Source organism: Rothia sp. ZJ1223 (assembly GCF_016900985.1).
In the GTDB taxonomy this organism is placed as follows: Bacteria; Actinomycetota; Actinomycetes; order Actinomycetales; family Micrococcaceae; genus Rothia.
The window spans coordinates 312,696-327,378 of record NZ_JAFEUT010000002.1; the positions used below are offsets into that span (position 1 = coordinate 312,696).

Below are 14,683 nucleotides of genomic sequence, written 5' to 3' on the forward strand. Positions count from 1 at the left end.
GGTCTCACCTATTCCCCACAGAAAACTCTGGGCAGGATAGGTGAGACCTTTTGAGTGTAAGGCTGGTGTTGCCTACTTGGTGAGATCCAAGCCGGTGACGTCCATCTGGTCCAGGGGAACAGTCTTAGACTTGGTTACTGCCTTGTGAATCAGCCACACAGCGATAAAGATGGGCAAGCCGATGTACGCGCTCAGAACCTCAGCGCCGCGTCCGGCAAACACAGCCTCGTAGTTCTGACCGAGAATAACAATGACGCACATGAACAAAGCAACCAGCGGTCCCAGCGGGAACAGGGGTGCCTTGTAAGGAAGGTCCTTCACATCATTGCCCTGCGCAACGTAAGCACGGCGGAAACGGTAGTGGCAGATCGCAACGCCCACCCAGACAATGAAGCCCGAAAGACCGGAGATATTAATAAGCCAGGTATAGGCAGAGCCAGTACCAACGATGGCGGTCAAGAAACCAAACAGACCGATAGCTGCGGTCATGAGCAACGCAGGAATGGGCACACCCGCCTTGTTCACGCGAGCGAAAATCTTGGGCGCCTGCCCCTCTTTCGCCAGACCGTAGAGCATACGTGATGAAACGTAGAGACCCGAGTTACCGGCTGAGAGAATCGCGGTCAGAATAACGGTGTTCATCAAACCAGCAGCAAACGCAAGACCTGCACGCTCAAACACCATCGTGAAGGGTGAGTAAGCGATATCGGTGGCGTCCGATCGCAAGAGGTTAGGGTCGGTGTAGACCACGAGGGTACCGATGATGAAGATAGCACCGATGTAAAACAGCATGATGCGCCAGAACACGCTCTTGATAGCCTTAGGCACATCACGACGAGGGTTCTCAGCTTCACCCGCAGCAACACCAATCATTTCAGTGCCTTGGAAGGAGAAGCCAGCCACCATGAAGATAGAGATAATGGAAAGCCAGCCGCCTACAAAGGGAGCATCTCCCTCACTCCAGTGAGCAAAACCCTCACCGTGACCACCAAAGATACCAAAAATCATGGCGACACCAGCAATCAAGAAGACGATGACGGTAACAACCTTGATGGTTGCCAGCCAGAACTCGCCCTCACCGTAGGCGCGAGCGCTCAGGGCGTTCAGTGCGGTGAGAACAACGAGGAATACGCCCGCCCAGATCCATCCGGGCACGTTGGGGAACCAGAATGCCATGATGATGCCGGCAGCAACGAGCTCAGCGGCAAGGGTAATCGCCCAGTTAAACCAATAGTTCCAGCCCATGGCGAAACCGAAGGAGGGTGAGACGTAGCGGGTTGCGTACGCCTGGAAAGAACCAGAAATAGGCAGGTGCGCTGCCATTTCACCCAGTGACTGCATGAGTAGCAGTACCATGATGCCGATCAAACCATAGGCGAGGAGGGCACCGCCAGGGCCAGCGGTAGCGATGGTTGAGCCGGATGCCACGAAGAGCCCGGTGCCAATAGCGCCACCGATTGCAATCATTTGCAGGTGGCGGTTTGCCAGACCGCGCTTGAGGTTTTTGTCGTCAGTGGTGACCGATGGTGTCTCCACTGGCGCTGAATGAGATGCCATAGAAAGTTACGTCCATTTGCTGTGAAAGGAATAAAGAGAGCTTCATAAGTTTTACTTATGCCCCCTAAGCTGCTCTTTAGACTACCACCGGGGTGGTACATTCAATAGCTACTTTTGAGATTTATTGTACAAATGTGGCTGGCATCAACCCGCTGTGGGCACGCAGGGGGGGGCAGATGCGTCCGCCCCCCCATGAAATGACAACCCGCAGGTGAGGTTGTGGTGCCCGGTAGAAGCTACCCCCTGGTGGGGTTTTCGTTGATGAACTCTACCCGGGTAGCGTGCTCAACGGTGCGAGAAACAGTGCAGTCTTTCTCTGCCGAAAGTTTGATAAGACGATCTACCATACTCTGAGCTTTAGCTCCCTCGTCGGTGGCAGGGAAGGTGACCTTGAAGCTGACCTCAACATCGTCAAGGCGAACCGCGCCCTCCTCTTCAACGCGCAGCGCTGAGGACTGCACCGAGAAATTCTCGGGTTCTGCTTTACGGGAGGTCACTATGTCCACGTCTACCGATGAGCATCCGGCAACAGCTGCAAGCAGCAGTTCTACGGGGGTCAGCAGACCCTCACCCTGACCAAAATCGAGGGTAGCTCCGTTAGCTCCCCTTGCACGGTAGTGCTTGAGACCAACACGCTCAACAGTGACAGAACGGTAGTTGGGGTCAGCGGTACGCTCCGCCGGTGAGGTTTCGTTAGAATCAGCCATGGTTTTCTCTTTCTACCCTTGGTGTTCTGAGGGCACCTGTGAGGGGTATAGGTAAGCCCCGGTTATTCTGGAACCGGGGCTAAACATCAGAGGTACGGATTTATTTCAGTGCCTTGAGAGCAGCTTCGTAATCCGGTTCGGTCTTGATTTCGGGAACAAGCTGGGTGTAGGTTACTTCGCCACCCTCGTTGATGATAACCACCGAACGCGCCAGCAGACCTTTGAGCGGCCCGTCAGTCATGGTTACACCGTAGTCTTGACCGAAGGACGAACGGAAAGCTGAAGTAGCTACCACATTCTCGATGCCCTCAGCACCGCAGAAACGACCCAGCGCAAAGGGCAGATCCTGCGAGATGCTTACAACAACGGTGTTCTCTAGACCGGCAGCTTCCTCATTGAACTGGCGTACCGACTGGGCGCAGATGCCGGTATCAACAGACGGAAAGATGTTGAGAACAATCTTTTTACCGGCGAAGGTCTCAGCGCTGACGTCTTCAAGGTCAGTGTTGACGGTCAAAAATGCCGGAGCGGTTGAGCCCACTGCGGGCAGTTCGCCGGTGGTGTGTACGGGAGTTCCATCAAAAGTAATATCAGCCATGTTCTTATTGTGACTCCCATCAAGGTATAAGCACAAGCGCACGCGAGGGGGTTAAGCTAAAACTGCCAACACTGCCTATAGCGCCTACTATCTTTAGAGGTACACGCCTTTACTGTTGAGGTACCTCTTAGCTTTGGGGTATTCCCAGCAGATAACGAGGATGCTGATAACACCGAAAACAAGCTGTGCCATCATGGCATTTTTAAAGGGCTGCAAGGCATAGCTTTCGGGGTTACCTGCACCCTGAATGTCGAGGAGCAGACCCACCACGAACATCATGACGAAGGTGCCGGTGTACCCGCCCATATTCGCTATTGCTGTTGCAACACCGCGCTGGGTCAAAGGAGCGTGCGAGCGCACCACGTCAAAGGCTACCATTGAGATTGGCCCTCCGGTGCCCAAGGCTACCGCCAGAACGGTAAGTAACCACAGCGGTGGTGTACCAGGGAAAAACAGGACGATTGCCCACAAGATTTGGTTTATAGTTGCCACACCGACTGCAATGTGAACGCGGTAGCGGGTAAAACGTCTGAGAATGCTGCCGGCAAAGAAACCAAAAACGAGCAGGGTCACGATGATGGTGGTAATCAAAAAGGCAGCGTTAGCTTCGGTATATCCCAAACCACCGGTGATAAAAGGGGTTCCCCACAGCAGGGTAAAATTAAAAACAGTGAAACACAGCGAAAGGTGAATCCAGAAAGCCATGCGGATTCCTGGGCGTTTGAGCAACGATTTCAGCGCCTTAGCGATACCCGATGAGTTGGGCCCAATAATGGGTAAAGCCTCAGTGATGGGTGACGATTGGCGGGCGTTGAGAACGGTGGAATGAAAACTTTTGCTCGATACGGACGCGGGTTTGTGGGTAATTTTCTGAAAAATAGTTTGTTGCTGGGGTTTGTCGCGCAGGCAGAATACAGCGGCTACGGCACACAGCAGACACAAAGCTGCCAGGACAGTGAAGCCGGTTTGCCAGCTGGTTGTTTGCACTAAAACCACGAGGGGGGTGACCGCAACAACCTGACCCATTTGGCCGATATTGCCGCTAATTTGGTTAACGACGGGAATCTGGCGGGGCAAGAACCACTCAGAGATGAGCCTGATCATCGAAACGAAAATGCAGGCGTCCCCCATACCCACCAGCAGACGTGCCAGAACAGCGCCCCATACAGTCTCTGCATTACCCAGCAGAAACTGACCAATACTCATACTCACCATGCCAGCGGTCACCAGGGCGGGCGCACCCCAGCGGTCAAGCACAACGCCCACGGGTATCTGCGCCATCGCATAAACCACCAGCTGCGCGGTAATAAAAGACGAAAGAACGGTAGCATCAACACCAAAATGCTCCTGAGCCACCGGGCCGAGTGCAGCAAACGATGACCTGTTGATGACCGCCAAGACGTAAGCTAGTACGCCAACTGCCCAAACCAACCACTTCATCTGCATGAGACCTTTCGCCATTTTTCGCCCTTATAAGCATAGTCCCTGCCACACCGGTATTACGTTAGCACAGTAAATATAAGGGCTTATTTCAGATGTATCGTGCCCTCGTGTAGTGCCCGGCGCATCGCATCCTTACCAATATTTACCGCTTGTTTAAGGATTGCCGGGTTTGAGTCGGTCATCGAAATACTCGGTGCATCATGCGGCGGGGCGACCTGCAGCACGCGCGCAGACTCTTTTTGCAGCAGAACCTCAAGTTCTTGTTTGCGGCGGTTGCGTGCCTCCCACGCAGAAACAGCCCCCGGTGCGTGTTTAGCTAGCCACCTAGCAATAACTGCCTGGGTATATTTGTTAGTGGTTGCCAGCTCGGTGCTGGGTGCTTTAGTGCGAATCACCAGCACGTGCGTAGCGCCCTGCGCCAAAGCGGTCTCAATAGGTACATTCTCGGTCATACCGCCGTCGATAAAACGTCGCTCTGCAAGCTCAACAGGTAGACCTGAAAGTAGCGGGATGCGCGCGGTTGATTTCATGGCGCGCTTAAGAGAATTGAGGTCTTGGATCAGCGACGCTAAATCTGTGTTCTCGCCGGTATCAGCATCCGTAGCTATAGGGTGGTACTCAATGGGCGAAGAGAGCACCTCTTCAAAGCCCATTTCGGTGACGTTCACGTACACATGATCGATGAGTAAATCCCCATCAACCACGGGTTTGCCCCTGAAAAAGTTACTGATTTTAATGGCAGCTTTCATCGACTCAGGATCCCACCAACCGTGCATATTGGCGTTGGCACGCTCACACAAAAACCAGGCGGCGTTCAAAGCACCGGCGCTTGTACCGTACACAGCGTCAAAGACATTGAGGTAACCTAATTCTTCGAGCACCCCCACCATTCCCCCGCCGTAAGCAGCGCGGGAACTGCCGCCCTCCAATACTAGGACAAGCCGGGAATCATCATCACGGTTCAGAGGTAAAGAGCCACTGCGCTTGCGGGCATTCATCAGTTCAAGAGTAGGGTGCATACGCCCCACTTTACCCGCGGCATGCACTCGCAACAGTTTTTGTTTCACAGTAAGAACAGCGCAACCGGGCTACACTGAAAATATGCTCTTTCATATTGCCCTTCCCGAAGACTACGCAGCTGCCCAACACGACGGTGAGTACGCCCTCTCAACGCGCAATACACCACTGACCGCCGATGGCTTTGTTCATGCGTGCGCCTCCATTGAGCAGGTGCGTACCGTCTGGAGTGCCCACTACAGCGACCGTGATGACATCATCATTCTCGCCATCGACGATAGCTCTCTTGAAGATCACCAGCTCACCGTGCGCTTCGAACCCGGCACTCCGGACGACGGGGAAGAAGAACTGTTCCCGCATATCTACGGTGGTCCACTGCCCATTGGAGTTCTCAAAATCTACTCTTCAGGGTTGCCTATCAACTAATCTTTCTCCAACCCACGTACAAGGGCCAGTAGATTTCTCTACCGACCCTTGTACATGGTGCTCTTTAGCTATATCGCAGCAAGTTAGCTGACCTTTTTTACAACTGATGACTTGAGGTACATCTGCCCGGCACCGGGTACTTTAGCCTCAATATCGTGACCGTTCACAGGAGATTCCAGCAGGCGAATACCGCGCACCTTAGTGCCAGCCTTGATATCAGCACCGCCCTTAACCTTCAGACCCTTAGCGATGGTTACGGTGTCGCCATCAACAAGCTCATTACCCACCGCGTCCTTAACTACACTGGTGGATGCATCCACTGAATCTTCTGCAGCATCAGCATTCCACTCGTGGCCGCACATAGGGCACACCAGCAGATCGCCGTTCTCGTAGGTGAAATCTTCTGAACATTCGGGGCAAGCGGGCAAAGTATCAGCCATAGCTTTCTTCCTATCTCATCTGTGTGTAGAGGCTCTCCCCATTCTACCGGGTGTGCAAACAACCGCCCACCTGAAACCGTGTGCAGTGAGCTTTTGAGGAAAGACACCCTTAGGGAGTAAGTACCTGCGCCAGCTGAACAGCAGGACGCCAGTAGACCGCTCGCTCGGCGGTGAGACTTTTAACGTGGGGTGAAGTCAATTCGTCGAGGGCGCGAATATAATCAGGTACGACCTCCCGCGGTAGCCGCAAACCCATGGTCAGGTGAGGAACCCAACGCCTGCCCCGCCCCTCGGGATTGGCAGAACTGAGCTGCTGCGCCACGTCCTCAAGCTCAGTGGGAGCCTCCAATAACCAGGCAACTGTCTGTTTACGCTTAATACCGAAGGTCACGAAACCTACCCTGCGCATCTCAGCGGGAATCACCGGCGGCAAAAGTTGCTGAGCCAGCTCCACCACACGCGGTTCTAGGGTAGGAGCGAATGTCAATGAAATATGAGGCGTCTGGTGTTGTCGAGGAAAGCCCCTCTGTTCCAACTCATCAAAAAGACCGTAAACATAAGCCTCATCGCGCGGACTCAGTCGCAAAAGAATATTCTCGGGTGAAGTCATCAGTAGTACCCTACCAAAATCCTATAGGCGTCTACGGGGTAAAGAAAAACCGTAGCGCTTCATCTGTTCGGCGCTACGGTTTTGCTGTTTAAGGCAAAAGCTCAAAAGGTGACCTTAGTTGTTAATGGGACCTTCATCTTCGATTGCGGTTGCGGGGTCTGAGATGACGTCCTCAGGTGCCTCGTCAGCGATCTTTTCAGCCTTCTTCTTAGCTTTTTCGTTTTCTTTACGAATCTTGTCGGCTTCTTTTTCTGTCTCAGTGATTTCTTTGTCTACCTTCTTTTCAATTTTCGCAGATTCTTTTTCAGCAACTTTTTCAGCTTTAGCTTCTTCGCGGTTTTCTTTAACCTCTTCAGCCTTAGCCTTGGTTGCCTCAGCTGCAGTAGCGGCAGCTTCCTTCGCTTTTTCGGCTACGATGGGCGCCTTCTCAGCGATAGTCTCCTGCGCGGTCTTGAGACCGTCCTGAACCTTGGGGTCGTTCCACACGGCGGATGCCTGATTCTTGATTTCCTCGTAGCGTGAACGACCTGCGCGTGTGCCCAGCACGTAACCAAGGCCAGCGCCAGCAATGAATGCGATGCGAGTTTTCATCATGTACCTCATCTGTATAGGTGAATAGTGTTCACTCATTATGCCAAACCCACCTAAGGGGAGGCGCACAACACACCGAATCTTAAAAATTTATCAGGACGCTGAGTATTTAGGTGCGCGGTCAGAGCGGTGGGGTGATGGCTAGTTTTCTCGGACCTAGAGCCGCCCCGATACCGTGGAGAAAACCTTAAACATTAGAGCGACATTCCACTAATTCTCGCTAATATTGGGGGCCTGTACTCAGGTAATCCTTTAAGGCTTCCTGTAGCTGAGGTAGATGATTTTCAATCACATCACGCACAACTTCACTGTCAATCCCAACATACTCATAAACCAAGATATTCCTAAAACCTTGAATATTATGACCGTTGATAGCATGAAATCAGTCTATCGCCAAGGTCACCCAAAAGTAAGAGCCGAGATTACTGCCCCAGAGGACGCAAAAAGGCGGTCGACCGCTCCCCTACTGGCAGTAGCCGACCGCCTAAACTTCAGACCGTTGCGGGTTAGACGTTGAAGCGGAACTCCACCACGTCGCCATCAGCCATGATGTAGTCCTTGCCTTCGATACGCACCTTGCCCTTAGCCTTGGCTTCAGCCATAGAACCGGCAGCGTCCAGATCAGCGAAAGAAACAACCTCAGCCTTAATGAAGCCGCGCTCAAAGTCAGTGTGAATCACACCGGCAGCCTGAGGCGCGGTGTCGCCCTTAGCGATAGTCCAAGCGCGGGTTTCCTTAGGACCAGCGGTCAGGTAGGTCTGCAAACCAAGAGTTGAGAAACCAACGCGAGCCAGCTGATCCAAACCGGATTCGTCCTGACCGTTCATTTCCAGCATCTCGCGAGCCTCCTCATCAGAAAGCTCCACCATGTCAGCCTCCAACTTCGCGTCCAAGAAAACAGCCTCAGCCGGGGCAACCATATCGCGCAGCTCCTGCTGCTTCTCCTCAGAAGCCAGCACGCCCTCGTCCGAGTTGAAAACATAGATGAAAGGCTTGGTAGTCAGCAGGTTCAGCTCACGCAACAGAGCAAAGTCGAGCTTAGCCTCGTCCTGCTTGGAAGTCAGGGTATCGCCCCCTTCCAAGATCTTCTGAGCCTTCTGGTACTCCTCAAGCTGAGCAGGGTCGCCCTTCTTAATCTTCACAGCCTTCTCAAGACGCGGAATAGCGTTCTCAAGAGTCTGCAAATCAGCCAGTACCAGCTCAGTGTTAATGGTTTCCATATCTGAGGCAGGGTCAACCTTGCCGTCCACGTGAATCACATCGGGGTCATCAAAAGCACGCACCACCTGCGCGATAGCGTGCGCCTCGCGGATATTTGCCAAGAACTGGTTACCCAAGCCTTCGCCCTCTGATGCACCGCGAACGATACCCGCAATATCAACGAAGGAGACGGTAGCCGGCAGAATACGCTCCGACCCAAAAATCTCAGCCAAACGAGCCAGACGCTCATCGGGCAGGCTCACCACACCGATGTTCGGTTCGATGGTTGCGAAGGGGTAGTTCGCTGCCAGAATGTTGTTTTTGGTCAGTGCGTTAAAGAGGGTGGACTTGCCAACGTTGGGCAGACCGACAATACCAATAGTGAGAGCCACGGAAAAATAACCTTTGTTTTAGGGTGTTCTTAGCACCTAGTTTACTAGGCGGGACGCGCGGCACGCTTCTTTCAGCCGCCACCGCACAGGTGAGTTTGCTTGTACTTTGGCAGTAACCAGCTCGTGCGACCGGTGGAACCTATGACAATTGTCAGGGGCAAGTCATGACTTTTGACATTCTTAGCCCCTGCCAGTAGCCGGCAGACTAGAACCATGAACACAGTAACCAGGTACGCAGCGGTGAGCACCTCTCACCTGTCCCAGAGCTTTCACAGCCGTAGCGGCACAGTCGATGCCGTCAGAGATGTCAGCTTTAGTATTGCCCCCGGCGAGATTGTTGCCCTGCTCGGAGAAAACGGTGCGGGCAAATCTACTCTCATTGACATGCTACTGGGGCTAGCCTCCCCTGCCTCCGGATCAGTGACCGTTTTCGGTACTGCCCCGCGTGCCGCCATCCAGAACTCGCAGGTGACGGCAGTCTTGCAATCGGGTGGGTTGCTCAAAGACCTCTCGGTCAAAGACCAGGTTGCGATGGTCGCCGCCACTTACCCCCACGCACCCGATGTACAAGCGGTGTTAGAAACAGCCGGTATCGCAGATATCGCCCGCCGAAAAATCGGCAAGTGCTCAGGCGGCCAGCAACAGAAAATTCGTTTTGCTCTTGCGCTTCTGGGCAACCCAGACCTACTGATCTTAGATGAGCCAACCACCGGTATGGACGTCAATGCCCGCGCGTCCTTTTGGTCTTCTATGCGAGCGCAGGCCGCAACCGGTAAGACCATCATTTTTGCAACCCACTATTTAGAAGAGGCTGAAGATTTTGCAGACAGGGCTCTTGTGCTCGCAGATGGTCAGCTCGTTGCCGATGGAAGGTTAGAGGATCTGCGGGCACGGGCAGGTTTTCGTGAGGTTTCTTTTAATCTGGACGACACCGCTCCCCTGGAACTGACCCAGCAGCACACTCATGATTGGGGTATTTCTCACCTGAGATGCGCTGATGGGCGGTACACTCTGCGTTGCACTCTCGTTGAAGAATTTCTTACCTACCTACTGCCCCGGCAATCTATCAGCAATCTTGAGGTGATTCAGCCCAGCTTGGCTGATGTTTTCACCAAGCTGACAGGCAACCCTTCTAAGTAACCTCCCCCCCCCTGAAAGTTTTTCCCATGTGCCTTCTTCGTTTCATCGGCTTTGATCTCAAACAGTCGCTCTTCAATATTTCTGGCGTTTTCTATCTCATCATCATGCCGGTAGGTTTCTACCTGCTCTTTGGTGGTATGCAGACCTACGGTGAGTATGCTTTTCGTGAGGGTAACGCCGCAGCTTATGTGATGATTGGTATGGCTGTTTACGGTGCTGTTTCGGGCGCTGTCTCTGCTTCTGCATCATCGGTAGTTGAGATTGAGTCGGGCTGGGGCAGGCAGCTTGCGCTAACACCCCTAACCAGCAAGCAAGTGTTGCTCGCTCAGGTGGCTCGGGCTCTAGTTACAACTGCACTTCCAGTGCTGTGTGTAAACATCATTGCACGATTCACCAAGGCAGAGATACCGCTTGAACAGCAGATACTGTGCGCGCTAGTAACCTTCTTAGCGTCCTCTATCTTTGTGTTCTACGGGGTCGCTTTTGCCCGTATCTTCAAAAATCCCAGTGCCATTTCGGTGGCAGCAGGCTTGCTCGTGTTCTTTAGCTTTTTCGGCACGACCTTCAGCCCGCTTTCCCCCAGCCTCCTAGAATTTGCCCGTTTTACGCCCCTCTACGGCGTCACTCAGTTATCGCGCTACTTCTTCACGGGTGGCGATACCGTGACCACGGATGCAGTCAATTGGTTTGTTACAGAACCGCTGGAATACGCCGTCCTCAATTTCCTCTGCTGGAGTGTTGTCTTTGTTCTTAGCGCCTGGTTGTTGCGTCACCGTGCCCGCAGCCGCTAAGGCTAGGCTAGATATCGATAGGAGAATAAAACAGTGAATTTCTCAGCGCTCAAAGAATTCGATAAGGTAGCCACAGGTTTCTCGGGAATCTGGCTGGTGTTTCAGGTCTACCCTATCCTTTACCTGATGCAGAACGATTCTTTCAGCCCCCTATCTAAGGGGCTAGGACTCCTTTGTTTCCTAATCTTTTCTTTGACCTATCTTCTGTCTTTCGGCGCCTACCGTCTTCTGACAGCACCCAACCCTGTCAAGAAAACCCTCTACTGGAGCCTGCTTCTGCTTCTTCCCTTAGGAGGTCTGACCTTCTTTCTAGGGCCCTGGGTTCTCTACGGTACAACCTACTTTGTGGCTCTATGGTGCTTTCATGAACCCCAGCTACTGGGTATTCGCGTTGGAATTTCTATCACCGTCCTCTCTTTCATCACTCTCTTGGTATTCTTCCCACAGATATTTGAAGCAGGTGGCTTTGGTTTTATTGCCGGCTCCGGGTTTGTGGTGTTCATGGCGATACTCAGCTACTTGTCAGACCAGCATCAGCGCAAAGAAGAGGAACTTGCCCAAGCACAACAGGCTGAGAGCATCGCCCGCGACGTCCACGATATTCTCGGGCACACGCTGACAGTCATCAGCCTCAAAGCCGAGTTGGCATCGGCGCTCGCTGAAACCCAGCCAGAGAAAGCAAGCCAGGAAATGCGGCAGGTCGCTGAGCTGTCGCGCACCGCGCTGGCAGAGGTCCGAGCAACCGTCACCCGACTCAAACGCCCCGACTTCGCCGGCGAGATCGAAGCCGCATACCGGGCACTCGAAACAGCCCAAATTACCGCCCACCTCCCTCAACCAGCAGACGCCACAAAGGCAGGAAACAATGCTGCCCTCTTTAGCTGGGTTTTACGAGAAGCGATTACGAACATCGTCCGGCACTCATCGGCACAGAACTGCTGGGTTAATCTCACCGCCGAACGCCTTGAAATAATAGATGACGGTGCAACCGGTGAATTTGTGATGGGCGAGGGACTTACCGGGCTCAAAAATCGGGTGACTGAAGCAGGCGGCGACCTCATTCTCACCCACCACCCGAACACCAGCCTGCTGGTGACAATGAACGGGCAAGATACCCCAGATATTCCGTCAGCGCCCACCACAGAAAGCAAGCCATGATTAAAATTCTGATAGCCGATGACCAGCAGCTAATCCGTGAAGCTCTGGGTACGCTGCTCTCCTTACAACCAGATATTGAGCTTGTAGGAACCTGCGGACGCGGCGATGAAGTGCTGAATCTTGTGCAGGAAACTCAGCCGGACGTCATCCTCCTCGATATAGAAATGCCGGGAATGACCGGCATTGAGATCGCCGCGCAACTTACTGAATGCAAGGTAGCTACCCGCTCCCTCATAGTGACGACTTTCGGTAGACCGGGTTATCTCTCCCGCGCACTAGAAGCCGGTGCTTCAGGCTTCATTGTCAAAGACACTCCCGCCGCCCAGCTAGCTGAGACCATTCGTAAGGTTTATGCAGGGTTGAGAGTAGTTGATCCTGCGCTGGTTGCCGAAAGTTTCTCGGTAGGAGCTTGCCCACTCACCGACCGTGAGAGCGATGTACTGATAGCAGCTCAGGACGGTGCATCTGTGGCGAGCATTGCCCGGCAGCTACATCTCAGCCAAGGAACGGTACGCAACCATCTCTCGAACGCCATCGCAAAGGTGGGCGCAGAAAACCGTTTCGATGCCGCGCGCAAGGCAGAAGCAAACGGCTGGTTGTAGGTAGCGCCCCGTGACAAGTTACCCCAGCCAGCCTTTTTGATTAGTGGGTTGGTGGTGGGGTGCCAACGATTTCCAGGATGCCTGTCGCAGGGCCAGCAGCTTGGTGGGTGCTACCGCCCACGTTGAGTATGACAACCCCGGCGATAATCAGCGACACGCCCACAACTTTCACCACCGTGACCGGCTCACCCAAGAAAACAGCACCAATAGCCACAATCGCGGCGGTGCCCAGCCCACTCCACATCGCATAGGCGACACCCACCGGAATGTCTTTCACAACGTTCGCCAGAGCGAAAAAAGAAAACCCGTAGAGGGCTAGACATCCCAGCGTGGGTAGAAGTCGAGTGAACCCCTCCGTCGTTTTTAGTAGCGAGGTCGCCAACAACTCAGCAGCAATTGCCAGTATCAAAAATAGATAGGGCACAGCGTTATCCTCCCAGCTCACATAGCAATTTCACTCGTACTGTACCCATTATCGTCATCTTTACTCTCAGTCTGAACTCCAACATCATAAGACACACTTAGCAGTGTTTGGGCTTACATTCATTCTGCGCTAGTCTCAGAGATAGTGAGCTGGGGAAGATCCCCCACTATACACCCACTATTAAATAAAAAGGACTCTGATGAGCTCATCACAAACACCCCACGAGTATTCAGATACCTCAACCGCAGCCATTGAGATGAACCCGAATGCTCCCGCTAAACCCAAGTGGAACGCAAGCGACAGTACCTGGACTATTAGCCTCTTCGGTACCGCTATTGGCGCAGGCATCCTATTTCTGCCCATCAACGCTGGCTCCGGTGGCGTCTGGCCGCTCCTTTTGGCAACCATCGTTATTTGGCCCATGATTTACTTCTCGCACCGTGCGCTCTCTCGCATGGTGTGCGCCTCGCAGAACCCAGATAGCGACATCACCAACCTCACCGAGCAGTACTTTGGCGTCAGCATTGGACGCATTTTCACAGTTCTGTACTTCTGCTCCATTTTTCCCGTTCTTCTGATTTACGGCGTAGGTATCACCAACACCGTTAATTCAGTCATGGTGAACCAGCTGGGCATGGACCCCTGGCCCCGCTGGTTGCTCTCGGGCATCCTGGTTGCAGTTCTCACCGGCGTCATGCTGATGAACCAGAAAATCATGCTGACCATCACCAACGCCCTGGTCTACCCACTGATTCTGATTCTGCTGGCTGTTTCTGTTTACCTGATTCCGCGCTGGTCTTTTGACAGCTTCTCGCAGGCTCCCAGTCTCGGCGACTTCACGCTGACCTTCTGGCTGATGCTCCCCGTATTGGTTTTTAGCTTCTACCATGCACCGGCTATTTCGCAGTTCTCCGTGTCAATGCGCGAACGCTACGGTCTGCAATCAGCAGCAAAAGCAAGCCAGATCCTGCGAGCTACCTCTACCATTCTCGTAGTATTCACTATGATTTTCGTGTGGTCCTGCGTTTTGGCGCTGGGCAGCGAGGGCGTGCAAGAAGCTCGCGAGTCGAACCTTCCAATTCTTTCTTTCTTGGCTAATGAGTTGGACGCTCCCTTCATCGAAATTCTGGGACCGATTGTTGCGATTACCGCGATTTCATCGTCCTATTTCGGTCACTGGCTGGGCGCACACGAGGGTGCCATGGGCATCATTCGTTCCAACTTCAAGACCGAAGAAAAGGGTATTTCTAAGAACAAGGTCAGCCTCGCTGTTTCGGTGGTGCTGTTCTTCTGCGTGTGGATTGCAGCTATTCTCAACCCCAGCATCTTAGGTCTGATCGAGACCCTGGTGGGCCCCATCATGGCTGTGGTGCTGTTCTTGATGCCGATGTACGCTATTCACAAAGTTGAGGTTCTTGCCCCCTACCGTGGCAAGCTCACCAATGTCTTTGTGGTAATCGCTGGTCTGGCTGCTTTCAGCGCTATTGTGTACAAGCTCGGTGATCTGTTCTAAACCGCAGATACTGACTGCACGCCGTTTGTAGGTAAGACCAACCGCATATAAAACTGCCGCCCTCTAAGTCATAG

The 14,683-nt window shown here is 53.2% G+C and carries 17 protein-coding genes; 6 read left to right on the forward strand and 11 right to left on the reverse strand.

Features of this window, described 5'->3' with window-relative positions:
- Nucleotides 1–72 precede the first annotated feature (72 nt).
- The 5 genes from JTP09_RS03775 to JTP09_RS03795 all read right to left on the reverse strand — a co-directional run bounded on the left by JTP09_RS03775 (nt 73) and on the right by JTP09_RS03795 (nt 5,324).
- Nucleotides 73–1,557, reverse strand: a complete 1,485-nt coding sequence (locus tag JTP09_RS03775) for an amino acid permease (protein ID WP_239478684.1) — start codon at nt 1,555–1,557, stop codon at nt 73–75.
- A gap of 236 nt (nt 1,558–1,793) precedes the next feature.
- Nucleotides 1,794–2,264, reverse strand: a complete 471-nt coding sequence (locus tag JTP09_RS03780) for an OsmC family protein (protein WP_204877101.1) — start codon at nt 2,262–2,264, stop codon at nt 1,794–1,796.
- Between the two features lie 100 nt (nt 2,265–2,364).
- Complete coding sequence (tpx, locus tag JTP09_RS03785) at nt 2,365–2,862, reverse strand: thiol peroxidase (protein ID WP_204877102.1); 498 nt, start codon at nt 2,860–2,862, stop codon at nt 2,365–2,367.
- A gap of 93 nt (nt 2,863–2,955) precedes the next feature.
- Complete coding sequence (locus JTP09_RS03790; protein ID WP_204877103.1) at nt 2,956–4,302, reverse strand: nitrate/nitrite transporter; 1,347 nt, start codon at nt 4,300–4,302, stop codon at nt 2,956–2,958.
- An 86-nt stretch (nt 4,303–4,388) separates the two neighbouring features.
- Nucleotides 4,389–5,324 (reverse strand): patatin family protein, encoded by a 936-nt coding sequence (locus JTP09_RS03795; RefSeq protein WP_204877104.1) that lies wholly within the window; start codon nt 5,322–5,324, stop codon nt 4,389–4,391.
- 82 nt (nt 5,325–5,406) lie between these two features.
- Between JTP09_RS03795 and JTP09_RS03800 the strand changes: the two genes are divergently transcribed.
- Nucleotides 5,407–5,748, forward strand: a complete 342-nt coding sequence (locus JTP09_RS03800; RefSeq protein WP_204877105.1) for a DUF952 domain-containing protein — start codon at nt 5,407–5,409, stop codon at nt 5,746–5,748.
- 83 nt (nt 5,749–5,831) lie between these two features.
- Here the strand turns inward: JTP09_RS03800 and JTP09_RS03805 are convergent, their stop codons facing one another.
- From JTP09_RS03805 to ychF, 5 genes are all read right to left on the reverse strand, one after another.
- Entirely contained in the window at nt 5,832–6,188 is a 357-nt protein-coding gene (locus JTP09_RS03805) for a zinc ribbon domain-containing protein YjdM (RefSeq protein ID WP_204877106.1), read from the reverse strand.
- Between the two features lie 109 nt (nt 6,189–6,297).
- Nucleotides 6,298–6,798 (reverse strand): 2'-5' RNA ligase family protein, encoded by a 501-nt coding sequence (locus JTP09_RS03810; RefSeq protein WP_239478686.1) that lies wholly within the window; start codon nt 6,796–6,798, stop codon nt 6,298–6,300.
- 114 nt (nt 6,799–6,912) lie between these two features.
- A complete protein-coding gene (locus JTP09_RS03815) occupies nt 6,913–7,392 on the reverse strand; it encodes a hypothetical protein (protein WP_204877107.1) in 480 nt (159 codons plus the stop codon).
- 217 nt (nt 7,393–7,609) lie between these two features.
- Entirely contained in the window at nt 7,610–7,762 is a 153-nt protein-coding gene (locus tag JTP09_RS10320; RefSeq protein WP_370592496.1) for a DUF86 domain-containing protein, read from the reverse strand.
- A gap of 133 nt (nt 7,763–7,895) precedes the next feature.
- Entirely contained in the window at nt 7,896–8,981 is a 1,086-nt protein-coding gene (ychF, locus tag JTP09_RS03825) for a redox-regulated ATPase YchF (RefSeq protein WP_204877109.1), read from the reverse strand.
- 240 nt (nt 8,982–9,221) lie between these two features.
- Here ychF and JTP09_RS03830 point away from each other — a divergent pair, with 240 nt between their 5' ends.
- From JTP09_RS03830 to JTP09_RS03845, 4 genes are read left to right on the forward strand one after another with little or no spacing between them, the layout of a single operon-like run.
- Nucleotides 9,222–10,121 (forward strand): ATP-binding cassette domain-containing protein, encoded by a 900-nt coding sequence (locus JTP09_RS03830; RefSeq protein ID WP_370592489.1) that lies wholly within the window; start codon nt 9,222–9,224, stop codon nt 10,119–10,121.
- Nucleotides 10,122–10,147: 26 nt separating this feature from the next.
- Complete coding sequence (locus JTP09_RS03835; protein WP_204877111.1) at nt 10,148–10,912, forward strand: ABC transporter permease; 765 nt, start codon at nt 10,148–10,150, stop codon at nt 10,910–10,912.
- A 33-nt stretch (nt 10,913–10,945) separates the two neighbouring features.
- Complete coding sequence (locus JTP09_RS10325) at nt 10,946–12,070, forward strand: sensor histidine kinase (protein WP_204877112.1); 1,125 nt, start codon at nt 10,946–10,948, stop codon at nt 12,068–12,070.
- Nucleotides 12,067–12,672: a response regulator transcription factor gene (locus tag JTP09_RS03845; RefSeq protein WP_204877113.1), complete on the forward strand. Its 606-nt coding sequence runs from the start codon at nt 12,067–12,069 to the stop codon at nt 12,670–12,672. Before JTP09_RS10325 ends, JTP09_RS03845 begins: the two co-directional genes overlap by 4 nt.
- Before the next feature lie 40 nt (nt 12,673–12,712).
- On the opposite strand, the gene JTP09_RS03850 is transcribed toward JTP09_RS03845, so the two are convergent.
- Nucleotides 12,713–13,096 carry a multidrug efflux SMR transporter gene (locus JTP09_RS03850; RefSeq protein ID WP_204877114.1) on the reverse strand — a complete coding sequence of 128 codons (384 nt, stop codon included), beginning with the start codon at nt 13,094–13,096 and terminating at the stop codon, nt 12,713–12,715.
- A 199-nt stretch (nt 13,097–13,295) separates the two neighbouring features.
- Between JTP09_RS03850 and JTP09_RS03855 the strand changes: the two genes are divergently transcribed.
- Nucleotides 13,296–14,609 (forward strand): amino acid permease, encoded by a 1,314-nt coding sequence (locus JTP09_RS03855; RefSeq protein WP_204877115.1) that lies wholly within the window; start codon nt 13,296–13,298, stop codon nt 14,607–14,609.
- Nucleotides 14,610–14,683: the final 74 nt, after the last annotated feature.

Bases quoted from the DNA above. Each gene is read 5' to 3' on its own strand.
- JTP09_RS03805 (WP_204877106.1), bottom strand. From the start codon at position 6,188: ATGGCTGATACTTTGCCCGCTTGCCCCGAATGTTCAGAAGATTTCACC.
- JTP09_RS03780 (WP_204877101.1), bottom strand. From the start codon at position 2,264: ATGGCTGATTCTAACGAAACCTCACCGGCGGAGCGTACCGCTGACCCC.
- JTP09_RS03795 (WP_204877104.1), bottom strand. From the start codon at position 5,324: ATGCACCCTACTCTTGAACTGATGAATGCCCGCAAGCGCAGTGGCTCT.
- JTP09_RS03845 (WP_204877113.1), top strand. From the start codon at position 12,067: ATGATTAAAATTCTGATAGCCGATGACCAGCAGCTAATCCGTGAAGCT.
- JTP09_RS03810 (WP_239478686.1), bottom strand. From the start codon at position 6,798: ATGACTTCACCCGAGAATATTCTTTTGCGACTGAGTCCGCGCGATGAG.
- JTP09_RS03790 (WP_204877103.1), bottom strand. From the start codon at position 4,302: ATGAAGTGGTTGGTTTGGGCAGTTGGCGTACTAGCTTACGTCTTGGCG.
- JTP09_RS03775 (WP_239478684.1), bottom strand. From the start codon at position 1,557: ATGGCATCTCATTCAGCGCCAGTGGAGACACCATCGGTCACCACTGAC.
- JTP09_RS03800 (WP_204877105.1), top strand. From the start codon at position 5,407: ATGCTCTTTCATATTGCCCTTCCCGAAGACTACGCAGCTGCCCAACAC.
- JTP09_RS03835 (WP_204877111.1), top strand. From the start codon at position 10,148: ATGTGCCTTCTTCGTTTCATCGGCTTTGATCTCAAACAGTCGCTCTTC.
- JTP09_RS03855 (WP_204877115.1), top strand. From the start codon at position 13,296: ATGAGCTCATCACAAACACCCCACGAGTATTCAGATACCTCAACCGCA.
- tpx (WP_204877102.1), bottom strand. From the start codon at position 2,862: ATGGCTGATATTACTTTTGATGGAACTCCCGTACACACCACCGGCGAA.
- JTP09_RS03815 (WP_204877107.1), bottom strand. From the start codon at position 7,392: ATGATGAAAACTCGCATCGCATTCATTGCTGGCGCTGGCCTTGGTTAC.